Source organism: Arthrobacter sp. P4_H3 (assembly GCF_056400885.1).
On the sequence record NZ_JBFUKK010000013.1, the window covers coordinates 77,646 to 99,101 of the forward strand.

Annotated in this window: 18 protein-coding genes; 5 read left to right on the forward strand and 13 right to left on the reverse strand. The window is 66.2% G+C overall.

Features of this window, described 5'->3' with window-relative positions; genetic code table 11:
• Positions 1-76: 76 nt before the first annotated feature.
• From AC1DRE_RS17195 to AC1DRE_RS17240, 10 genes are all read right to left on the reverse strand, one after another.
• Complete coding sequence (locus AC1DRE_RS17195) at positions 77-1,537, reverse strand: CotH kinase family protein (protein ID WP_476985728.1); 1,461 nt, start codon at positions 1,535-1,537, stop codon at positions 77-79.
• A gap of 121 nt (positions 1,538-1,658) precedes the next feature.
• Positions 1,659-2,162, reverse strand: coding sequence for a thioredoxin-dependent thiol peroxidase (gene bcp, locus AC1DRE_RS17200; protein ID WP_476985779.1), 504 nt, complete (start codon positions 2,160-2,162; stop codon positions 1,659-1,661).
• 42 nt (positions 2,163-2,204) lie between these two features.
• Positions 2,205-2,891: a winged helix-turn-helix domain-containing protein gene (locus AC1DRE_RS17205; protein WP_476985729.1), complete on the reverse strand. Its 687-nt coding sequence runs from the start codon at positions 2,889-2,891 to the stop codon at positions 2,205-2,207.
• Positions 2,892-2,902: 11 nt separating this feature from the next.
• A complete protein-coding gene (gene allB, locus AC1DRE_RS17210) occupies positions 2,903-4,246 on the reverse strand; it encodes an allantoinase AllB (RefSeq protein ID WP_214949421.1) in 1,344 nt (447 codons plus the stop codon).
• Complete coding sequence (locus AC1DRE_RS17215; RefSeq protein WP_476985730.1) at positions 4,239-5,456, reverse strand: glycerate kinase; 1,218 nt, start codon at positions 5,454-5,456, stop codon at positions 4,239-4,241. Before AC1DRE_RS17215 ends, allB begins: the two co-directional genes overlap by 8 nt.
• A 2-nt stretch (positions 5,457-5,458) precedes the next feature.
• Complete coding sequence (gcl, locus tag AC1DRE_RS17220) at positions 5,459-7,237, reverse strand: glyoxylate carboligase (RefSeq protein WP_476985731.1); 1,779 nt, start codon at positions 7,235-7,237, stop codon at positions 5,459-5,461.
• 143 nt (positions 7,238-7,380) lie between these two features.
• A complete protein-coding gene (locus AC1DRE_RS17225) occupies positions 7,381-8,343 on the reverse strand; it encodes a 2-hydroxy-3-oxopropionate reductase (RefSeq protein ID WP_476985732.1) in 963 nt (320 codons plus the stop codon).
• Positions 8,344-8,378: 35 nt separating this feature from the next.
• Positions 8,379-9,179, reverse strand: a complete 801-nt coding sequence (locus tag AC1DRE_RS17230; protein WP_476985733.1) for a hydroxypyruvate isomerase family protein — start codon at positions 9,177-9,179, stop codon at positions 8,379-8,381.
• A gap of 245 nt (positions 9,180-9,424) precedes the next feature.
• Complete coding sequence (locus tag AC1DRE_RS17235) at positions 9,425-9,601, reverse strand: CsbD family protein (RefSeq protein WP_476985734.1); 177 nt, start codon at positions 9,599-9,601, stop codon at positions 9,425-9,427.
• Between the two features lie 140 nt (positions 9,602-9,741).
• Complete coding sequence (locus AC1DRE_RS17240; RefSeq protein ID WP_476985735.1) at positions 9,742-10,620, reverse strand: hypothetical protein; 879 nt, start codon at positions 10,618-10,620, stop codon at positions 9,742-9,744.
• A gap of 413 nt (positions 10,621-11,033) precedes the next feature.
• On the opposite strand from AC1DRE_RS17240, the gene AC1DRE_RS17245 reads away from it, so the two are divergent.
• Both AC1DRE_RS17245 and AC1DRE_RS17250 read left to right on the forward strand, forming a co-directional pair.
• Complete coding sequence (locus tag AC1DRE_RS17245) at positions 11,034-13,157, forward strand: rhamnogalacturonan lyase (protein WP_476985736.1); 2,124 nt, start codon at positions 11,034-11,036, stop codon at positions 13,155-13,157.
• A gap of 249 nt (positions 13,158-13,406) precedes the next feature.
• Positions 13,407-14,270 (forward strand): hypothetical protein, encoded by an 864-nt coding sequence (locus AC1DRE_RS17250; protein ID WP_476985737.1) that lies wholly within the window; start codon positions 13,407-13,409, stop codon positions 14,268-14,270.
• 150 nt (positions 14,271-14,420) lie between these two features.
• Here the strand turns inward: AC1DRE_RS17250 and AC1DRE_RS17255 are convergent, their stop codons facing one another.
• A complete protein-coding gene (locus tag AC1DRE_RS17255; RefSeq protein ID WP_476985738.1) occupies positions 14,421-14,738 on the reverse strand; it encodes a hypothetical protein in 318 nt (105 codons plus the stop codon).
• A gap of 531 nt (positions 14,739-15,269) precedes the next feature.
• Here AC1DRE_RS17255 and AC1DRE_RS17260 point away from each other — a divergent pair.
• Both AC1DRE_RS17260 and AC1DRE_RS17265 read left to right on the forward strand, forming a co-directional pair.
• Positions 15,270-15,518, forward strand: coding sequence for a hypothetical protein (locus AC1DRE_RS17260; protein WP_476985739.1), 249 nt, complete (start codon positions 15,270-15,272; stop codon positions 15,516-15,518).
• A gap of 152 nt (positions 15,519-15,670) precedes the next feature.
• Positions 15,671-17,077, forward strand: a complete 1,407-nt coding sequence (locus AC1DRE_RS17265; protein WP_476985740.1) for a cation:dicarboxylate symporter family transporter — start codon at positions 15,671-15,673, stop codon at positions 17,075-17,077.
• Positions 17,078-17,091: 14 nt separating this feature from the next.
• Here the strand turns inward: AC1DRE_RS17265 and AC1DRE_RS17270 are convergent, their stop codons facing one another.
• Together AC1DRE_RS17270 and AC1DRE_RS17275 are read right to left on the reverse strand one after the other, a co-directional pair.
• Positions 17,092-19,755, reverse strand: a complete 2,664-nt coding sequence (locus AC1DRE_RS17270) for an exo-rhamnogalacturonan lyase family protein (RefSeq protein ID WP_476985741.1) — start codon at positions 19,753-19,755, stop codon at positions 17,092-17,094.
• Positions 19,756-19,986: 231 nt separating this feature from the next.
• Entirely contained in the window at positions 19,987-20,376 is a 390-nt protein-coding gene (locus AC1DRE_RS17275) for a VOC family protein (RefSeq protein ID WP_476985742.1), read from the reverse strand.
• Between the two features lie 145 nt (positions 20,377-20,521).
• On the opposite strand from AC1DRE_RS17275, the gene AC1DRE_RS17280 reads away from it, so the two are divergent.
• A complete protein-coding gene (locus AC1DRE_RS17280; protein WP_476985743.1) occupies positions 20,522-21,442 on the forward strand; it encodes a 2-hydroxyacid dehydrogenase in 921 nt (306 codons plus the stop codon).
• Positions 21,443-21,456: the final 14 nt, after the last annotated feature.

The following is a 21,456-nucleotide window of genomic DNA, read 5'->3' on the forward strand; positions in this document are numbered from 1 at the left end:
CAGTCGGTTCTACTGAAACAACCACAGGTTCAGAGGCAGTATTCCGCCGGCCGGCCAGGGGACCTCCCAGTAACGCCTAGACCTGGTCCCTGAGTGCCTCGGTGCGTTCCTGGATAAACGTGCGGAGCGTGTCGGTCTGCTCCGCCAGTTCCTCCTGCGTGAGGTCATCGCTGGGGGGCACGACGGCGATGATCTTGTCCAAGAGGCCAGCGGCGGTCCCGCTGGCGAACAGCTGCTCATAGAGGTCCGCGTAGGCGTTGTCGTACAGGGACTGGAACGCCTCGGAGGCAAGGAACCGCTCCTTGAGCTCGTTGCCGCCCCTGGCACCGCCCGGGGCTGCCCCCGCCGGAGGTGCCCCGGCCTCGGCCGGAGCCCCCGCCGGAGGTGCCCCGGCGTCGGCATTTTCGCCTGGAGGCCGCTGCATGCCTCCGCCGATGCCTGCGCCTCCGCCAATGGAGACTTCCTCATCCGGGGAGGCCGTGGCGTTGCCCGTCATGGCCAGGTTCAGGTCCCAGCAAATGACGGAGATCTTCTTGGTGTCGAGGTCGTACCAGAGGTAGTAGTTCTGGCCGGGGCCGGCCATGTCGTCGCCGTTGACCAGCAGGTTCATCGTGGCCGCATAGCGTGCGAACGATTCCACATCCACCCAGTTGGCCAGCTCGGCATCAAACTCTTCATCGCTGGCTTCGGAGAGCCATCTGAGGAAATCGACGATGGGCTGAAGGTCCTCGGTGTCCTCCGCATTGAGCTGTTTGAACTGGTCCTCGTACGTTGCAAGGTCATCGCCCTGATACGTGAAGCTGGACTCCGCGTCGGACTTATAGAGCACGCCCGGGGTGTCGAAGAGGGCGTCGGCATAGGCTTCATCCGGGTTTTCGACCAGCAGCCTGGTCTGGGTGGTGCTGCCATTCACGGAGTAGGTGGTGTAGGCGTAGCGCTGCGTGGCCTGGCCGCTCGCCCCGGTGAGGGCCAGCGCCAGGGCCTCGTTCAGGACCGGCGAGCCCGGGCGCAGCGAGAGTTGGGTGATCCCCTGGTAAGTCTGGCCGTCAATGTACTTATCGAAGTCAATCAGCAGCGGCAGGGATTCCGGAACGTCGGAGGAAATGCCGGACGAAACCGCAGCCCCGCCGCCCTTTGGTCCGGGCCCGTTGCCGTCGCCGCTGAGGCTGCGCAGCGTCGAGTTGCCCTTAAGCCGCACGCCGATGCCGGAGACGAGCGTGCCGTTGATGGTGATGTCCGCCTGGATCCATTCCTTGGACCCGTCTGCCTCGTAGGCGGCGATCATGTCGGCGTAGGCAGCCTCGTCCCATTCAATGCTGACTTCATGGGAGGCGCCGTCGGCGAAGAGGGTGGTCTCCGCCGTCGTTGTTCCGGCGTTGGCTTCTGCGCCTGATTCCGTGGCTGCGCCACTGCCCGCGGAGGCCGCGGATGGTGCCGTCCCCGAGGGGTCCGTAGCCGCGCCGGCTCCGCACCCTGTCAGGGCCAGGGTGAACGCGACAAGGGACGAGGATAGGACGGTGCGGGGGGAACGTCGCATGGACTGCTGCTTTCAAGCTCGGAGATGGTCCATGCAACGTTCCCCATAACACCTGTGCCGTTGCTGTGCCGGGCCCATGCAGCGGGTATGACCAGGCCGCACGGCGCCGAAGCGCTGCCTCTTACAGCCCCAGCTCCCCGCGGAGGGTAGCGACGTGGCCCTGTGCGTCCACTTGGTAGCGGGCCAGCGTGACGCTGCCATCAGCGCCAATGACCACGGTGGAGCGCAGTACGCCCTCGGTGATTTCGCCGTTGAGGACCTTCTCGCCCCAGGCTCCGTACGCCACAGCGACGGCATTGTCCTGATCGGAGAGCAGCGGAAAGTTCAGCCTGAAATCTCCCGTGAACTCTGCGAGTGCCGCGGGGGCGTCCGGGGAAATGCCGATGACCTCGTAGCCGGAGACCTGCAGCGACGCCAGGTTGTCGCGGAAGTCGCAGGCCTCGGTGGTGCAGCCGGGAGTGGCGGCCTTCGGGTAGAAGTAGACGATCACGTTCCTGCCTCGGTAGGACGCGAGGGATACAGCCTTCCCGGCGGCGTCCGGCAGGGTGAAATCCGGAGCCGAGGTGCCCGGCTGGAGCCTTCCGGTGAGAGCCGTGCCGGTGAGCGCTGTGGGCGTGAAAGCCATGGTGGCCTGGTCAATGGGGGTCATGGTGTTCCTCATGTTTTCTCAGATGCAGTATTCCGCAGGTCCACGCACTTTGGCGTGGGGACCGGGGACGAACTGGTAGCCGCCGCCGCGCACCGTGGCGATCGCATGCCGGCCGCGGCGCAGCTTCCGCCGCACTCGGCCAACGTACACATCGATGGAACGGGAGGCCGCTGCGGGGGAATCGAATGATTCCAGGAACAGCCGGAGCTCTTCCCTGCTGATGGCCCGCGAACAATTCTCCACGAGATAGCGCAGGAGTTTGAATTCGACGCCGGTCAGCGGCACCGGCGCCCCGTCCAGCTGGACCTCGCCGGCGGCAAGGTCCACTGAAACCAGGCTGGCCGGTCCGGCCAACGGCGGGAGGGGAGTTGCGCCGTCGTCGTCCTCCGGGGAGTCCTCCGGAACGGACGACGACGGCACCTGGGTTCCGCTGCCGGCTGGCCCGTGCGGTCCCCCCGGCGGGGCAGCATGGGCAGCGGAAGTTGCAGCTCCGGCGGCGGGCCAAACGTGGACTTCCGCCTCCGGAGCAATCTTCAGGGCACGCGCCAGCAACAGTTCCGCGGCGCGCGCCATCACGGCGTCGTCAATGTCCTGGTCGCCGTCCGGGGTCACCCAGACGGCCAGGCCATGGGCCTTGAGCGCCGGGCCCGGCGACGCCGGACCCGCCGCACATATGCCGCGCGGGGAATGTACCTGGACAGCCATGGTGTGATGCCTCAGACGCCGCCGCGGCGGATGAGCTTGCCGCCCGGGGTCTGGCCGTCGATTTCATGTCCGCGCAGGAATGTCTTCCGGACCACTCCGGAGAGCGCCTTGCCGTCATACGGCGTAATAGGGTTCTTGTGCTTCAGCTTGGAGACGTCCACCACGAAGGCCTCATCCGGCGCGAACACCGAGAAATCGGCGTCATACCCGAGCGCCAACTGGCCCTTGTTGGAGAGGCGCGCCAGGGCCGCGGGCTTCTCGGCCATCCAGGAAACAACCTGCTCCAGCGGGATGCCGCGGTGCCGGGCCTCGGTCCAGATCAGCGACAGGCCCAGCTGCAGCGATGAGACGCCGCCCCACGCCACGGCGAAGTCGCCGTTTTCCAGGTCCTTCAGGTCGAGGGTCGACGGGGAGTGGTCCGAGACGATGCAGTCGATGGTGCCCTCCTGCAGGCCCTTCCACAGCAGCTCGCGGTTGGAAGCCTCGCGGATGGGCGGGCAGCACTTGTACGCGGTGGCGCCGTCGGGAATTTCCTCGGCCATGAGCGTGAGGTAGTGCGGGCAGGTCTCGACGGTGAGGTGCACGCCGTCGCGCTTGGCTGAGGCGATCATCGGCAGCGCGTCAGAGGAGGACAGGTGCAGGATGTGGGCGCGGGCGCCGGTCCAGCGGGCGCGTTCGATCACCTCGGCGATGGCCTTGTTCTCGGCGCCGCGGGGGCGGGAAGCCAGGAACGTGGAGTAGTGGTCGCCGCCGGGGTGGGGTGCGCGGTCGATCGCGTGGGAGTCTTCGGCATGGACGATCATAAGCGAGTCGAAGGACTTGAGCTCGGCCATGTCCTCTTCCATCTCGTCCGCCTCGAGGTGCGGGAACTCATCCACGCCGGAGTGCAACAGGAAGCACTTGAAGCCGAACACGCCTTCGTCGTGCAGCGGGCGGAGGTCCGCCTTGTTGCCGGGCACGGCGCCGCCCCAGAACCCGACGTCCACGAACGCCTGGTCCTCGGCCACTTCGCGCTTGAGCTTGAGGCCTTCTACCGTGGTGGTGGGCGGGATGGAGTTCAGCGGCATGTCGATGATGGTGGTGACGCCGCCGGCTGCGGCGGCACGGGTGGCGGACGCGAAGCCCTCCCACTCGGTGCGGCCGGGCTCGTTGACGTGGACGTGGGTGTCCACCAGGCCGGGAATGAGGGTCTCGTCGTCGGCGAGTTCGATCACTTCCGCGCCGGACAGGCCGTTGCCGAGCGGCTCGATGGCGACAATCTTGCCGCCGCGCACGCCTACTTCACGTGCCGCGATACCGGCGGTGGTGAGGACGCGCTGGCCCCGGATGACGAGGTCAAAGCTTTCTTCAGACATTGAGGGGCTCCTTAGTGCGGACGCTGTTCACTGGCGGGGTGGAACCAGGCGGGGTGGAACCGGCCGGGACCAGGTCCGCCAGCTCCATGCCGATGTTCTTTCCCAATTGTTCGAGCAGGGGTCCTGCTTCGGCTATACATATTTCTACCTTGGCCTCCAGCGAGGTCAGAGGGTAGACCTGCCGGAAGCCGGAATCCTTCTGCTGCGCCGGCGTCAGCGTGGTCCGGCCGCAGACGGCCACCACCGGAACGCCGGACCGTGCAGCCGCCCGTGCCACGCCCATGGGCGTCTTGCCGAGCAGGCTCTGTTCGTCCAGGCTGCCTTCGCCGGTGATCACCAGGTCCGCACCGGCCAGCCGGTCCGCGAGTCCGGTGAATTCCAGGACGACGTCGATGCCCGGCCGGCGCGTCGCGGCCAGGACCGCGATGGCGGCGTAGCCCACGCCGCCCGCCGCCCCGGCACCCGGTGCGTCAGCGGCCTTCAGCGCGCGGGGCCCGATCTCGGCGGCGAGCACGTCCACGAAGTGCGAGGCCGCAGCGTCGAGGATTGCGACGTCCTCCGGGGTGGCGCCTTTCTGCGGGCCGAAGATCGCCGCGGCACCTTCCGCTCCGAGCAGCGGGTTGTCCACATCGCTGGCAAGGACAAAGCGCGCCTCGTCCAGCCGGGTGTCGAAGCCGGAGAAATCGATCCGGTCCAACCGGGCGAGGGCCGCGCCGCCGTGCGGCAGCTCGTTGCCTTCGGCGTCGAGGAGCTGCGCGCCGAGTCCCTGCAGGACGCCGGCGCCGCCGTCGGTGTTGGCGCTCCCGCCGACACCCAAAATGATCTGCCGGCATCCGGCGTCGAGCGCTGCCCGGATCAGTTCGCCGGTGCCCAGGCTGGTGGCGTTCCTGGCGGTGGCGGAACCCGGCGTGTCGCCCGGCAGGACCGCAAGCCCCGAAGCGGCGGCCATTTCAATGACCGCTTCGCGGCCGCGGACCGCAAACTCCGCCCGGAGCGGCTGCCCGGTGGGGCCGCTGACCAGGGCGCTCCGGCGGGTGAAGCCGGAGCCGACGGCGGCGTCGAGGGTGCCCTCGCCGCCGTCGGCCACCGGAATCCGGAGGACGTCCAGGTTGTGGCCGGTGGCCGCCTGCAGCCCCGCATCCAGGTGCCGGGCAACGTCCGGGGCGGACAGTGAGCCCTTGAACTTGTCCGGTGCGATCACGATCCGCATGATTAGGCCTGCATCGCCAGGATGGCGGTGGGGGCGTCCGCGCGGGTCTCGGCCAGTTCCTCGAACTCGTTGACCGCATTGATTTCCACGCCCATGGAGATGTTGGTGATCTTTTCCAGGATCACTTCAACAACCACGGGAACCTTGAACTCGCCGGCCAGCGCCTTTGCCTTGTCGAACGCGGAGCCCAGGTCGTTGGGGTCCTCCACCCGGATGGCCTTGCAGCCCAGGCCTTCGGCAACCTTGACGTGGTCCACGCCGTAGCCGTTGGTTTCGGGGCTGTTGATGTTCTCGAACGCCAGGGAAACGTTCTGCTCCATGTTGAAACCGCGCTGGGACTGGCGGATCAGGCCCAGGTAGGAGTTGTTCACCACCACGTGGATGTACGGCAGGTTGAACTGCGCGCCTACAGCCAGTTCCTCGATCATGAACTGGAAATCGTAGTCACCCGACAGGGCAACAACGGTCTCCTCCGGCTTGCCGCGGACAACGCCCAGGGCGGCCGGGGCAGTCCAGCCCAGGGGACCGGCCTGGCCGGCGTTGATCCACTTGCGCGGGCCGAACACGTGCAGCATCTGGGCGCCGGCGATCTGGGACAGGCCGATGGTGGACACGTACGTGGTGTCCTTGCCGAAGGACTTGTTCATCTCCTCGTAGACGCGCTGCGGCTTGATGGGGATGTTCTCGAAGTGCGTCTTGCGGTGCAGGCTGGCCTTGCGCTCGGCGCACTCGGCGGCCCAGCCGGAGTAGTCCGGCAGGGATCCGGCTGCCCGGCGTTCGCGTGCCAGCTCAATCAGGCCTTCCAGGGCAGCGCCGGCGTCGGACGCGATGCCGAAGTCCGGAGAGAAGACGCGGCCGATCTGGGTGGGCTCGATGTCGATGTGCACGAACTTGCGGCCGGCAGTGTAGGTGTCCAGCCCGCCGGTGTGGCGGTTGGCCCAGCGGTTGCCGATCCCGATCACGAAGTCGCTGCGCAGGTAGTTCTCGTTGCCGTAGCGGTGCGAGGTCTGCAGGCCCACCATGCCGGCCATCAGCGGGTGGTCGTCGGCGATGGAGCCCCAGCCCATCAGGGTGGGGATCACCGGAACGCCCAGCAGTTCGGCCAGTTCCACCAGCTGCTCGGAGGCGCCCGCGTTGATGATGCCACCGCCGGCCACGATCAGCGGGCGCTCGCCTGCGGTCAGCATGTCCAGGGCCTTTTCCAGCTGCTTGCGGCTGGCCTTGGGCTTCTCAACGGGCAGGGGTTCGTAGGTGTCGATGTCGAATTCGATCTCGGCCATCTGCACGTCGATCGGCAGGTCCAGCAGCACGGGACCGGGGCGGCCAGAGCGCATCAGCTGGAAGGCCTTCTGGAAGGCGCCGGGAACCTGGCCGGGCTCCAGGATGGTCATGGCCATCTTGGTGACGGGTTTGGCGATGGACTCGATGTCCACGGCCTGGAAGTCTTCCTTGTGCAGCTTGGCCACGGGTGCCTGGCCGGTGATGCAGAGCATGGGGATGGAGTCGGCCCAGGCCGCGTACAGCCCGGTGATCATGTCGGTGCCGGCAGGGCCGGAGGTGCCGATACAGATGCCGATGTTGCCGTCCTTGGCCCGGGAATACCCGTCGGCCATGTGGCTGGCGCCTTCAACGTGGCGGGCCAGCGTGTGGCGGATGCCGCCGTGGGCCCGCATGGCGGAGTAGAAGGGGTTGATTGCCGCGCCTGGCAGGCCGAACGCCTCGATGGCGCCTTCCTTTTCCAGGATGGCAACCGCTGCATCAACGGTACGCATCTTGCTCATGGTGTGCTCCTAAGAAGTCTTTGGGGTGCCCTTTGCGGGCTGATTTTGGGTGTGCTGAAGCGAGTTTTTGTCCAGATACCGGGAGATAAAGGGCTAGTTGGGCCGATTATCTGGACAAAAACTCTTAGGGAGGTGGGGGAGGGTTACTTCCGGCCGCTGAGCTGGAGGACCTGCTTGAAGAGGCCCGAGTGGTCGAGTCCGCCGTCGCCCTGGTTGACGGTGGCGGCGACGAGCTGTGCGACGACGGCGCCGAGGGGGACGGCGACGTTGGCTTCGCGGGCTGCGGAGGTGACGATGCCGAGGTCCTTGTGGTGGAGGGCAAGGCGGAAGCCGGGGTCGAAGTTGCGGTCGAGCATCTTCTGGCCCTTCTGGTCCAGGACCTTGGAGCCTGCGAGGCCGCCGCCGAGGACCTTGAGGGCTGCGTCGGTGTCCACGCCGTAGGCCTCAAGGAAGGCGATGGCCTCGCCCAGGACCTCGATGTTGACGGCGACAATCAGCTGGTTGGCTGCCTTGACGGTCTGGCCGGAGCCGGACGGGCCAACGTGGACGATGGTCTTGCCGACGGCGTTGAGGACGTCCTGTGCTGCCTCGAAGTCTGCCGCGTCGCCGCCCACCATGATGGAGAGTGCGGCGTCGATGGCGCCCTGCTCGCCGCCGGAAACGGGAGCGTCAAGCGGGCGGATGCCTGCTGCGGCTGCGTCCTCGGACAGGCGCTTGGCCACGTCCGGGCGGATGCTGGAAGCGTCAATCCACAAGGTGCCCTTCTTGGCGTTGGCAAAGACGCCGTCCTTGCCGCTGACTACGCCTTCGACATCGGGGGAGTCCGGCACCATGGTGATGACGACGTCGGCGTCCTTGACGGCGTCCGCGATGCTCGTGGCACCCTTGCCGCCTTCGGAGACCAGCTTGTCGATCTTGTCCTGGCTGCGGTTGAAGCCGGTGACGGTGTGGCCGGCCTTGACCAGGTTGATGGCCATGGGCAGGCCCATTATTCCGAGTCCGATGACTGCAACATTGCTCATTGTGGTTCTCTTTCTGAAGTCTTTGTGGTGATTGAGGAAGCCGGACCCAACTAGGTCGCAATAGATGTCGTTTTGAGGGCTCAAAACGACACCTGCTGCTACTCAGTTGGGCTAGGGGACTACTGGGAGACGCGCTGGCGGATGGCCCAGCTGAAGGCGGTCTCCGCCGGTTCCTTGTATTCGAGGCCGATGTAGCCCTCGTAGCCGAGTTCGCGGCTGCGGGCGATCCATTCGCCGAGGGGAAGCTCTCCGGTTCCGGGAGCCCCGCGGCCGGGGTTGTCGGCGATCTGGATGTGGCCGAAGTCCTTCGCGTGCTTTTCGATGACGGCGGCGACGTCGTCACCGTTCACTGCCAGGTGGTAGAAGTCGGCGAGGAGCTTGATATTCTCAGCGCCGGATTCCTCCCTGACCCGGGCGATGACGTTGAGGGCGTCCTGGGCCTTGAGGAGCGGGTACCTGGGGGCGCCGCTGACGGGTTCCAGCAGGACGGTGCCGCCGATGCGGGCGACGCCGGCCGCTGCCGCCGCGAGGTTTTCGGCGCCGATGGCGTCCTGGTTTTCGGCCGGTTCGCCGTCAATGCGGTTGCCGTAGAGGGCGTTGAAGGCCTTGCAACCGAGGCGCTCGCCGATGCCGGCGACAACGTCGATGTTGTCCTGGAATTCGGCGGAGCGTGCGGGCCAGGAGACCAGGCCGCGGTCGCCGCCGGGCATGTTGCCGGCGTTGAAGTTCAGGCCGGTGAGCTGAACGCCAGCGTCGGTGATGGCGTTCTCGAACTCGGTGACCTGGGCGTCGGTGGGGACGGAGGTTTCGAAGGGCCACCAGAATTCGACGGCGTCAAAGCCGGCGGCCTTCGCTGCGGCGGGCCGCTCCAGGAGCGGCAGTTCCGTCAGCAGGATGGAGCAGTTCACTGTGTACGTCATTGTCATGTCCTTGCGTGGTCCGGTGATTCCGTCGGTCTAACAGTAACTTCCGAAGTTATTTCGTATTGTGGAAGTTATATTCTGCTGTATGAAAAGTGTAGGTCCAGTCGGGCGTGGACGTCAACCATTAGGGCCGGCGAAGCGGCGGGGGTATCGCGGCGCAAGAGCCCGGGCCGGCGTCGGCTGCGGCCACGCACAGAAAAACGGGCGGCCCCTGGCGGGGCCGCCCGTCCGGTTGTTCGTATTTAGTGCCGCTTGAAAGCGTGCTTGATCTTTTCGCCTGCCTGCTTGAAGTCGGCCCTGACTGCGCGGCCCTTGCCTTCGGCCCTCATGCGGTCGTTGCCACTGATCTCCCCGGCGGCTTTCTTTCCCTTGCCGTGAAGCCTCTCCGCGGCGTTGTGGATCCTGTCACCCAAACCCATTGCGGTCCTCCTTGTGGTGCGGCCCGTGCAGCTGGTTGCCGCCATTGCCGCCACTTAAATTGTAGATAGAAATAGCCTTTGGGGAGCGGCCCGGCTGTTCTCAAATCGGCTCCTGCCCCAGATGCTGGCCGGGCGGCGGTTCAGCGTGAGGACAAAGTTGAGGAGCCTTGCCCCGGCCGCCTGCGAGCGGCAACATAACGGATGCCCAGCCCCGCCAGTGCGACGGCCAGGGCCAGGAGGACTGTCGGAAGCGCTCCGCCTTTGGGCCCGAGAGTGGCTGCCAGGATCTGCCGGCCCATTAGCAGCGTCTCCTGCATATCGCCCGCCAGTACGCGTGACCCAAGGACGTAGTTCACCGAGATGAAGAGGGCGGGAACCACCCACAGGAGGGCGAGGTTCACGAGCCACACCGCGGCCCGCCGCGCCGGTCGAAGCCCGCACCATGCCAGGGCGCAACCGACGAGGAGGGCGGGAATCCAGCGGGCAACGGACGGCACCGCGACGGGGACATTCACGTGCCCGACAAAGCCGACAACCCACTCCACCGCCCATGAAGCGAACGGCACAGCCACAAGTCCGGCCCCCAATGCGGTCAGGCCCCGGGACTTGGAGGCCAGCAGCAGGAGCGCCACCAGGGATGCGGCGAGGGATGCGGCCACGCCCCCGAGCAGCCCGGCGAAGTAGAGGCTGGCCATCCACCCGCCCGCCAGGCCGCCGTCGAGCACCGTGAATGACTGGACGGCCGCCCCGAGCTGGACCGCAAGAACCCCGGCTGCCGCCCACCACGTGGCCAGCCGCTTCTGGGTGGGGAGCAGGATGTACACCGTCAGTCCTGCCGCTGCACCGCCTACGGTCAACAGCGCGACGATCGTAGTGAGTTCGTACTGGCTCAGTGGCAATAACGAGACGGGCATCTGCTCCGGCATGACCTCTGCACCCCACAGGTTCTGCAGAGGTAGCCGCGCTCCGGTCATCAGCCACGGGCCCAGGCCCAGCAATCCTCCCAGGAAGCCAATCAAGCAACCCCGGGCTGCGACCCCGGCCCGAGGGTGGCCCGGCCTTGTGCCGGAAGCTGGCCGGGCAGCTGGCTCTCCCGTAGCTTGCTCCGGAAGGGTCATGACAGCTCCTTGCTCATGGGTGTTGATGAGGGAATGCTCACGCAAACCGTGGTCCGCTCGAAATAATACACCGACTGGATTAATTGTGGAGTGCTGTGATGCGCCACAACACAACTGCACATTTTCTCCCATTTAATATCGCCGGAGTATTGACCGCCGTCCTGTCGCGCTGATAAACCTTAGGGGCGGAAAGCGCTTTCTTTCCCGTCCGACCAACCCCTCGCGAAATTCACGTGGATGTTGTCGGCAACGAAATGAAACGATACAACCCCCTCATGGCGCGGCAGGTTACCTGCCCGCCGGCATCAAAGGAGATGTTCTTGGCATACCCCGCGAAATGGTCCACTCAGAGCACGAAGGGCGCCGCGCGGAAGTCTGCGCCCCTGGCCGCCGCAGCAACTTTGGCCGCAGCCGCCCTGGCCTTTACCGGGGTTCCCCTGGCCCAGGCCGCTCCAACCCAAACCGCTCCAACCCAAACCGCTCCCAATCAGCCAGCGGGCGCCGCGGGCGCCGCGGCCGCCCACGCGGCACCCGCCCAACCGGCACCCGCCCAACCGGCACCCGCCCAACCAGCCCAGGCCCAACCAGCCCAGTCCGGTACCGCGGGGCTCCAGCGCCAGGTGGAAAACCTGGACCGCGCCCCGGTGGCGGTGCTCACCGACCAGGGCGTCACCCTGAGTTGGCGGATGCTCGGCCTGGACAAGGACAGTATTGGCTTCCACGTGATCCGCGACGGCGTGCAGCTCACGGTGGATCCGATCAGGAACAGCACCATGTACGTGGATCCGGCAGGGACGGCGTCTTCCAAGTACGTGATCAAGGCCGTGGGCAACGGAAACGGCCAGGACAAGCTCACCGAAGAGTTTTCGCCGCTGGCCCAGAACTACCTGGCCATCAAGCTGGACAAGCCTGCCGACGGCGTCACCAAGGACGGCAAGCCGTATACCTACTCCGCGAATGACGCCAGCGTGGCCGACCTCGATGGCGACGGCAAATACGAGATCATCCAGACGTGGGCGCCGTCCAATGCCAAGGACAACTCGCAGTCCGGCTACACGGGCAACGTTTACGTGGACGCCTACAGGATGGACGGCACCAAGCTGTGGCGCATCGACCTCGGCCACAACATCCGCGCCGGCGCGCACTACACGCAACTGCTGGCCTACGACTTCGACGGCGATGGCCGGGCCGAGCTGTCGATGAAGACCGCGGACGGCACCAAGGACGCCGCCGGCACCGTGATCGGCGACCCGGCCGCGGACTACCGGAACACCGCCGGCTACGTGCTGTCCGGTCCCGAATTCCTCACGGTGTTCAAGGGCGAGACCGGCACCGCCATGGACACCGTGGCCTACGATCCGCCCCGCGGTTCAGTGGCCGCCTGGGGTGACGGCTACGGCAACCGTGTGGACCGCTTCCTTGGCGCGGTGGCCTACCTCGACGGCGAACACCCGTCGATGATGTTCAGCCGCGGCTACTACACGCGCACGGTCCTGGTCACGTACGACCTGGTCAACGGCAAGCTGGTGAAGCGCTGGAAGTTTGATTCCGACGACGCCGGTGCCGAATACAAGGGCCAGGGCAACCACAACCTCTCCGTGGCCGATGTGGACCAGGACGGCAAAGACGAGTTCGTCTTTGGCTCCATGACCATCGACGACGACGGCAAGCCCCTGTACAACACCAGGCTGGGCCATGGCGACGCCATCCACACCAGCGACCTGGATCCGTCCCGCCCGGGCCCGGAAACCTTCGCCGTGCACGAAAGCATGAGCCAGAGCGGCAACCGGGGTGCCACGTTCCGCGACGCCGCCACGGGTGAAGTCCTCTGGAGCATCCCGGCCATCAAGGACACCGGCCGCGGCGCAGCCGGTGACATCGACCCCCGCTACGCCGGCGCTGAGGGCTGGGCCATCGGCGGAACTGCAGCGTGGAACTCGCCGGTGGGCCAGCTGATGTCCGCGAAGGGCGAACTGATCGCGGAGAACATCCCGGCCGCCAACTTCCTGGCCTGGTGGGACGGTGACCTGCTGCGGGAGATCGTGGACCACGACTACGATGCCGCCACCTCCGTCGGCGTCCCCACCGTCTCGAAGTGGAACTGGGAGACGGAAAGCAGCGACAGGCTCCTGACCGCCACGGGCGCCAGGACCAACAACACCACCAAGGGCAACCCGTCCCTGCAGGCCGACCTGCTCGGTGACTGGCGCGAGGAGCTGGCTTTCCCGTCCTCGGACAGCACGGAGCTGCGGATCTACACCACCACGGCCCCCACCCAAGTGCGGCTCCGCACCCTCATGCACGACCCGATGTACCGGACCGGCGTAGCGCGTGAAAACGTGGCCTACAACCAGCCCCCGCACCCGAGCTTCTTCATCGGCGAAGGCATGGAAACGCCGGCCATGCCGTCAGTCAGGTACGCCGGCACCTCCAAGTAATACCGCAAGTATTAGCGGCCGACGGCGGGACAAGCGTGCCGCCCGCATCCCAACGGATGCGGGCGGTGCTTTGTGCGGGAGGTGTTCGACGGCGGGCGCGAGCGGACACTTGAGCACCCGCTTAGTCGGGCCTCAAATGTCCGTTCGCGCTTAGGGCCGGTCCGCGCCCAAAATCGTCGGCGGAAATAGGCGCCAGCAGGAGTACCCTATGGACCATAAGCATGCTTGCTATCTGAAGGGGTGGTTCTCATGAAAACTGTTCCGGCTTTGGGCCTGGCAGCCGCGGCGGTGCTCGCCTTGGCCGCGTGTACGGGTGGCGGGGGACAAAGCCCATCACCATCCGCCAGTGCAACAACCAGCACAGCGCAGGACAAGGTCTATAGCGAAGATGAGCTCCGCGAGCTCATCTCCGGCAAGTCGGACACGGACGGCAGCGAGCTGAGGCTCTATTCAAAGGACCAGGTGGAACAGGGCAGCCGCATCGCCGGCTTGCTGATGAGCGCGGCCACCACCGACCCGGCGGAGTGCAAGACAATTGCCACGGCCGGCCTGCTGGACACTGTCGAAAGCGGCGACGTGGCGATTGCGATCTCCGAGAGTCAGCAACCTCGCACGTTGTCCGCCCAATCCGGCAGCGAGGGGCCCGACGCCGTCACCTTGCTCAATGAAGTGAGCGGCAAAATGGCCCAGTGCGAGAGCTTCAAGGTTTCGGTGCTCGGGCAAGGCTACGACGTCGCAAGCAAGGAACTGCAGGCCGAAACCGAAGGCGAGAAGACCTTCGCCACGATAAGTACGCGCGGCGGCAACGAGTCTGACATGCTGATGCAGATTTCCGCAGCCCAGGGCCGCCTTCTGGTGGTGGCCACCAAGGGCGGTGCCAATCTTGGCGACGCCGATCAGAAGGAGCTGGAGGACTTGGTCAACGAGGTCCTTGGTGAAGCCGAAGGCGGTTCCTCCGGAACCACCACCTCGACGCCGAGCAGCACTTCGTCAATGTCCGGAACGCCAACCCCGGACGGCACGGAGACCAGCACGGCAACAGTCACTGTCACGCCATCTGAATCCGCTTCCCCAACGAGTCCTTCACCAACCGTTACAGGCACCAGCCGGTAACCTGGCCTCCCACTCCCGGCGGACCCTTCGACAGGGCGATCCATTTCAGGCGGTCGTCGCTGAATCAAAGAAGAGCCAGGGGCAGCGTGCCCCTGGCTCGAGGATGCGCAGATCCATTGAGCGGATCAGATGCGCGGAACGGTGCAGCGGTCAGCGGATGGTCGCGACGTCGCTCCTCTCCCACTTGGTCCAGTCTGACCAGTTGTTGCCGCTCTTCACCCGGAAGGACACTTCCTGGTACACGCGGTCCTTGCCCTTGTCCTTGTCGATCCAGTCCTTCTTGCTGACGGTGACGCGGCCGTCATGCCTGTCGAAATTCTCCTTGAATTCGGAGCGGCCCAGGAGGTCATCTTTCCCGTGCCGGTCCTTCTCAAAGCGCTTCTGGCGGACTTCTACGACCTTCTTGCCGTTGCAGTCGATCCTGATCTTGAATTCAGCGACATTCTTGCCCGCGTCCGTCGGCTTCAATGGGTTCACGGTACAACCGCGAAGCGACGTTGAAGCGTCAGCCGGTACGGCCAGTGCAACGGGTCCTCCAATAAGACCCAATGAAACAGCCGAAATCAATGCAAAGCGGGTTCCGAGGGGGGATTTTGTTGGGGTAGTGATGGACATTTGTTTTGCTCCTAGAAAGGATGCGAGTGGATCATTTTCGGGCACGACTGTCCAACCGCGATAACACTCCCCTGTGAGGCGGCGGCCAGTTTTCAACCCATTTTCAAACAGCACTCCCGGTCTCAGCGGGGGCTTGACTCCGGGCGATGCGCACTGCATTTTCGTGGCCCGGTAGTACAATCGTGCGCCTGCTTTTGCCCCAGCGCTAGGGAAGATGTGCCCCCTTTTTTGACGGGATTTTCGCGAGTTATGCAACGCGAGCTCACGAGATATAACAAGCGGAAATCTGGTCACTCCAGCCACATCAACCAATAGGCTAGAGGTGCCGCCGGAGCCAATGAACCGGCGGCAACAGACCTGCAACGCCGAACGAAAGGTGCCGCCATGACCGACCCCAAGGAAGCAGCAGCCGACCCCGCCGACCTGATCGGCCCGGGCGACCCGGACGCCGTCGGTCAGCAGCCCCACCCGGGCCAGGGCGCGGCGAAGAACATCCGGGAAGAACAGCAGACGCAGGCGGGCGGCACCGTTCCGGCGTCGTACATTGGCAGCGGCGGCACCGATGCGGAGCACAAGGAGCGCAAGCCGGAGGAAGCCGCTGCGGCCGACGGCACTTGGGATGACCAGGTGTAGCATCGGGCCTGCTGCCACCAACTATTTCTTTTCCATCTTGCGGTTAAACAATTCCGCAGTACGGATTTAGCCTGCCGGAAACACGGGGATCGTAGCGTTGCCCATGTCCTGAGGCGACCTGCGCGCCTTTTCCCCGTTGATTGGCAGCCCTGATGAAATTTCCTCCGACCGCCGTGGCGCGCGAAGCAAACACCGCACCGGCACCCAAGAAGCCGCTCTACAAGTCGCTCTTCTTCCAGATCCTCGTGGCCGTCTGCCTCGGCATCGGGATCGGCCACTTCTGGCCGGACCTCGGCTCGGCCCTGCGGCCACTGGGCGACGGCTTCATCCAGCTGATCAAAATGATCATTGCTCCGCTGATCTTCCTGGTGATTGTCACGGGAATTTCCGCCGTGGGCGACGTGAAGGCCGTGGGCCGGGTCGGTGTGAAGGCCCTGCTGTACTTCACGGGGGCCACGCTCTTCGCCCTGGTGTTCGGACTGGTGGTGGGCAACATCGTCCAGCCCGGCGCCGGACTGAACATCGATCCCAACACGCTGTCCCAGGACGCCCTCAACGCCAAGACCGGCACGGCACCGCCCAAGGACGCCGGCGCGTTCCTGCTGGGCATCATCCCCACCAGCGTGGTGGGCGCCTTCGCCTCCAACAGCCTGCTGCAGGTGCTGTGCTTCTCGGCGTTCTTCGGTGCGGCCATCGTGGTGGTGGGCCGTGACCGGTGCCTGCCCGTAATCAATCTCCTGGAGACGGTGCTGGAGCTGTTCTTCAAGATCATGACCTGGGTGATGCGCGTTGCCCCGGTGGGCGCTTTCGGCGCCATGGCCTTCATCATCGGCCAGTACGGCCTTGGTTCGCTGAGCACGTATGCCCTGCTGATCGCCGCCTGCTACGGCGCCGCCATCATCTTCATTGCGCTGCTGTTCGTGGTGGCCTGGGTGTACCCGCGCGTGCCCCTGTGGCAGTTCATCAAGTACAGCCGGGAAGAGTTCCTGCTGGCTCTGGGCACGGCATCCACCGAGTCCGTGCTGCCGCGCATCATGACGAAACTGACCAACGCCGGCTGCTCCCGCGCCACCACCGGCCTGGTGGTACCCACCGGCTATTCATTCAACCTGGACGGCGCCGCGCTGTACCTGTCCATTTCGCTGCTGTTCCTGGCCCAGGCCTTCGGGCACAACCTTGACCTGGGCCAGCAGCTGGTGGCCCTGGGCATCCTGATGCTCACGTCCAAGGGGATGGCCGGCGTTCCCGGCTCCGCGTTCCTGGCTCTCTCGGCAACTGCCGGCGCCCTGGGCATCTTCCCCGTGGCCGGCGTTGCCCTGCTCCTTGGCGCCGACCGCCTCATGGATTCCATGCGCGTCTCCGTGAACCTGCTGGGGAACTGCGTAGCCACGTTCGTGGTGGCGAAGTGGGAGGGCCAGTTCGACCGCGAAGCCATGCTCCGCGCCTTCCGCGGGGAAGACCCGGAAGTCACTGAAAACGAAGCTACTGAAAGCACGACGGCGGCCGGCCCGCCTGAGGGACCGTCCGCTGTCGTGCCTGCCTACAGTTCCCGGAGCTAGCCGGTCACCCTGGCTCAGCGGACGGGCTGGGGTACCGGGAGGTGCTCCCCGATCAGGGCCAGGTTCTGGATCACCGCCAGGCCGAACTGGGCGGCATCATTCGTGGACACCGTGGGCGCTTCATCAACGGCGGCGAGGACGTACGGCGGTTTGATTTTCCGCAGGCTAAACGCCGATCCGTGGTTGAGGTGCTCGCCGCCTTCCGCAAAGCTGTCCCAGGCCCGGCGGGCGAGCCCGGAATCCCCGGCGCGGGCCGCCGCGTAGGCGGAGAGCCGGCTGTGGGCCTGCGTCAGGTGGATGCCGTCCAGCGGCTGGCCCACCTCGGCAATCTGTTCCTCCTCCGAGGCCAGGAAGAGCCGGCAGTACTGCAGCCAGGCCTGTTCGAACGAGGCATCCGGCACCAGGCCGATGAGCTCGCTGCAGATTTCCACCAGCCCGAACACCGCGGAAAGGTGCGATACCTGGATCCGTTCGCGCCCGGCGTCGAACCTTCCCTTGTCCAGGTCGTACAGCGCCTCTCCCGTGAGGAATCCGTATTTCAGGGCGCCGATGTCCGCCATGGTGCCCAGCAGCCGGTCCCGGGAACGGGGGTTGCCGGTCCGTTCCCAGTCAGTGAGCCAGGTGGCGGCAAGGGATCCCCAGTCGGTGCCGAGTCCCACCCCGAGGGCGCTCCGCTCCGGCTGGTAGGTGGCACTGTCCGGCCGGACCTTCCGGACGGGATCAAGGCCCAGGAAGTTCTGGTCGCTGTCCACGAGTTCGGAGAGCAGGTCGCCGGTGCGTTCGTCCGCTGTGAGGTAGTAGTAGAAGCGCCGGTACGCGGGCGTGCTGATCCGCAGCTGCTTGGCGCTGCATCCCCAGTGCTGCACGTTGTGCCGGGAACCCAGGCCGCGCCACTCGCCCAGGTGGTAGACGTCCACCTCGCCGGTGTGCCGGGTCATCGCCTCCGCGAAACGGAACACGTCCGCCCGGCCGGACCGCAGGTACATGTACCAGAGCCACAGGTCCGGGGAAAGCTCTGAGTTGTCCCAGGCGTACCCGCCCACGTCGTAGCGCCAGGCGTGCCGGTCGAAGTCGTAGGTGTGCATCACGTCGCCGAAGTTCCAGAACCCGTACCAGCGCCGCTGCTCCACCTGGCCGGCGTAGAAGTCGAAGAGGAAGTCCAGCTTGTCCTCCAGCCCGGCGCGCTCCGGCGTGCTGCGGTCCACGGGCGCCCAGTCGCCGAAGACCCTGACCGAGTGCAGGTACTCAGGTGACGCCTGCAGGAGCGGCGGCGCTGAGGAGGCCTCCACGTCAGCGGCGAGGGCGCGGGTGTCCGGCGTCGCGACGTAGGCGAACAGCGTCAGCTCGTGGGTCCGGGCGATGCCGCGGGGGTTGCCGAATCCCGGTTCGTAGTCCTCGTAGGTGATTTCGAGGCCTTCAAGCTGTTCCTCAAAGGTCTCCTGGCCCAGCCCGTCGTGGTAGAAACGCAGGTCCATGGGCTGGGCCTCCGGCGAGTACAGCCAGGCGGTCACTTCTGCCTGTGCGGTGGCGGCGCCGCGGATGTCCAGCTGGACCGGGTGGGACTGCCAGAAGTTGCGGACTCCGATGCCGAAGCCGCCGCCGGGGCCGCTGAGCGAACAGAATCCCTCGGCCCGCGTGCCGCCGGCGATTCCCACCCAGCCGTGGCCCTCGCCGGTCCGCTTGCGGAGCTCGAAGCCGTCGGCGCTCAGCTGGCTCAGGGTGAAGTCGTTCCAGGCCGGGATCAGGTGCAGCCGCTTGGACACCAGCTCGCTCCACTCCTCCACCGGCGGGGTGGGCTGTCCCGCGATCTGGGCGCGGCGGACGGCCCCGCCCGGGTCGCGGCGCAGGCCGGTCAGTCCGCGCACCGCCTCGGTGAGGAAACCGCCGTCGGCCCCTGCGATGCGAACGTGCCGGTCGTGCAGCTGGCCCTCCAGCGGCACCGAGAAGCGGACGCCGAGGCCGGCCAGGAAGTCACGCTCCGGCTCGCCGTCCCAGATGAAGGAATGGACCATCCGCACGCTGCGGGCGCCGGCGTGGAAGTAGAACCGGACCACGAACGCCAGCCAGCTGCGCCCGTCGCCGGCGTGGTTGTCCGGCCGGTGCGAGCCTTCCAGCCGCACCACGGCACGGACGGGACCGCGTTGTTCAATGACGACGGCGGTCACCTCGCCGGTGAACGGTTCCCGGCTGACGCTGCCGGGGCCGTCCTGGACGCCGTCCTGGAGCAGGCTGACCAGCTTGCCGTCGCGGGCCACGGGCACGCCGCCGCGGGAAAGGGTGGTGAACAGTGTTGGGCTGCTGCGGCTGATGACCATTTCCAGCGCGCCGGTGGTCACCGTGACGGAGTCTTCCGCTTCCGTCACTTCGATGTGGGGTGAGGGCTCAACCTCCGGTGCGGCTTCCGTCTCCGGTGACGGGCCGCCGTCGGACGTTACGTTGTAGTGGGCGGAGGGCGCGTCGGTTGCCGGCAGGGCGATGCCGGCCCACTTAAGAGAGCCGTCCGGCCATGTTGCCAGCGGCCAGGCCTGGGAGGGGACGGTCCGGCCTGCCGCATCCGAAACGGAGATCCCGCCGGCGCCGGCCAGGGAGCCGCGGGCGAAGGGCATGCCCCAGGTGGTGCCGCCGGAAAGCGAAGCCGGGGCCCCGCCGTCGAGCCAGTTGAGCGTTGTTTCGGTCATCGCTAGGTATCTCCTTCGACACGCGTGGGGCGGTAAGTTGTAGGCACGTCCGGGTCGCGCACGTTCGTTGTATCGTTTCAAAAATGTTTGGAAAGCCTGCCGTGGCGTTTGGTTTGGTGATCGCGGGCGCAGGCTCGGAAACCGCTTTCCGATCATTTCTAACAGCCGGTGACGGGGTAAGTCAACGAGTCTGCGACATTCTTGTGCGCTTTTGGGTGTTTGTGAGTGGCGCTACGCGGTGCCGCCGGACCCTTCGGTGTCAGCCCGGCCGGCGGTGTCGATGACGCAGAAACGGTTGCCCTCGGGGTCGGCCATGATCACGTAGTCCGCGTCCGCGGGCTGTTTGCTCCACTCCACGCGGGTGGCGCCCAGGCCAAGGAGCCGCTGCACCTCGCCGCTTTGGTCCTCCGTGTACAGGTCCAGATGGATGCGCGGCGGGATGTGCACCGACGACGGGACGCGGTCCAGCGAGATGCAGGTTCCCACACCGCCGGGCGGCTGCAAGATCACAAAATCGTCCTCGGGTTCATGCCGCGGCTCGAAGCCGAGGGCGGCCTGCCAGAAGGCCATCTGGGCCGGGAGGTTATCAACGCGGATGACGATCGAGCCGATGCTCAGCATCCGGCCAAGCTACACCGGCGGAAAGTGGCCCGCAACGGTGTTGGAACGACTCCCTCCATTAGGCTGGCAGCAAAGAACCCTCCCGGCGGGCCGCGCTTCCGTGGCGCCCCAGCCCGCCCCGAGCCGACGGAGCAGTTGGAGAATCATGACCCGGAAGATCACAGTCAGCCTGCCCGACGAGGTACTTCGCGAGTACCTGACACCGAATCCGGACGTCACCGTTGTTGAGTGGGACTTCACCGGCGAGCCGCCGCAGCCGCATATAGACATCGTGGTCCCGCCGTACATGGGCGGCACGCCCGTCCTCCGGAACCTTGAAGCCGTGGAGACAGGGCTGGTCCAAAGCCAGTCGATCGGATACGACGGCGTCGCGGACTCGCTCCCGGCCGGCCGGGTCTTCGCCAATGCCGCCGGCGTGCACGAAACCTCCACCGCGGAACTGGTCCTCGCCATGATCCTGGCCAGCCAGCGGGAGCTGCCGCGGCATATCCGGAACCAGCAGGAAGGCCTCTGGGAAGCCCGGCCCACCGCCAGCCTTGCCGACCGCCGCGTCCTCATTGTGGGCTACGGCGGCGTGGGCAAGGCGATTGAGCAGCGGCTCATCCCGTTTGAAACCACGGTGACACGCGTGGCCAGCCGGCCGCGGACCGACGGGAACGGCGTCATCCACGGCATTGCCGAACTGCCGGAACTGCTGCCGGACCACGACATTGTGGTTGTCGGGGTCCCGCTCGGCGACGCCACCAGGCACCTTATCGACGACAAGTTCCTCGCGGCAATGCCCGACGGCGCGCTGCTGGTCAACGTGGCCAGGGGCCCGGTGGCGGACACTGAGGCCCTGGTCCGCCACACCGCTTCGGGACGGATCCGCGCCGCGCTGGACGTCACGGATCCCGAACCGCTGCCCAAGGAGCACCCGCTGTGGGGCACTCCCGGCGTCATCATTACCCCGCACGTGGGCGGTGCGAGTTCCGCCATGCGCCCGAGGATGGGCCGACTGCTGCAGCGGCAGATCGACCTCATGCTGGCGGGTGAGCCGCCGGTCAACGTGGTGCTCGGCGGCTGACACGGCTAGCCGAA

Bases quoted from the DNA above. Each gene is read 5' to 3' on its own strand.
- AC1DRE_RS17260 (WP_476985739.1), top strand. From the start codon at position 15,270: ATGACCGACCCCAAGGAAGCAGCAGCCGACCCCGCCGACCTGATCGGC.
- allB (WP_214949421.1), bottom strand. From the start codon at position 4,246: ATGTCTGAAGAAAGCTTTGACCTCGTCATCCGGGGCCAGCGCGTCCTC.
- AC1DRE_RS17250 (WP_476985737.1), top strand. From the start codon at position 13,407: ATGAAAACTGTTCCGGCTTTGGGCCTGGCAGCCGCGGCGGTGCTCGCC.
- AC1DRE_RS17205 (WP_476985729.1), bottom strand. From the start codon at position 2,891: ATGGCTGTCCAGGTACATTCCCCGCGCGGCATATGTGCGGCGGGTCCG.
- AC1DRE_RS17215 (WP_476985730.1), bottom strand. From the start codon at position 5,456: ATGCGGATCGTGATCGCACCGGACAAGTTCAAGGGCTCACTGTCCGCC.
- AC1DRE_RS17265 (WP_476985740.1), top strand. From the start codon at position 15,671: ATGAAATTTCCTCCGACCGCCGTGGCGCGCGAAGCAAACACCGCACCG.
- AC1DRE_RS17280 (WP_476985743.1), top strand. From the start codon at position 20,522: ATGACCCGGAAGATCACAGTCAGCCTGCCCGACGAGGTACTTCGCGAG.
- AC1DRE_RS17235 (WP_476985734.1), bottom strand. From the start codon at position 9,601: ATGGGTTTGGGTGACAGGATCCACAACGCCGCGGAGAGGCTTCACGGC.
- AC1DRE_RS17275 (WP_476985742.1), bottom strand. From the start codon at position 20,376: ATGCTGAGCATCGGCTCGATCGTCATCCGCGTTGATAACCTCCCGGCC.
- AC1DRE_RS17230 (WP_476985733.1), bottom strand. From the start codon at position 9,179: ATGACGTACACAGTGAACTGCTCCATCCTGCTGACGGAACTGCCGCTC.
- AC1DRE_RS17245 (WP_476985736.1), top strand. From the start codon at position 11,034: ATGTTCTTGGCATACCCCGCGAAATGGTCCACTCAGAGCACGAAGGGC.
- AC1DRE_RS17270 (WP_476985741.1), bottom strand. From the start codon at position 19,755: ATGACCGAAACAACGCTCAACTGGCTCGACGGCGGGGCCCCGGCTTCG.
- AC1DRE_RS17195 (WP_476985728.1), bottom strand. From the start codon at position 1,537: ATGCGACGTTCCCCCCGCACCGTCCTATCCTCGTCCCTTGTCGCGTTC.
- bcp (WP_476985779.1), bottom strand. From the start codon at position 2,162: ATGGCTTTCACGCCCACAGCGCTCACCGGCACGGCTCTCACCGGAAGG.
- gcl (WP_476985731.1), bottom strand. From the start codon at position 7,237: ATGAGCAAGATGCGTACCGTTGATGCAGCGGTTGCCATCCTGGAAAAG.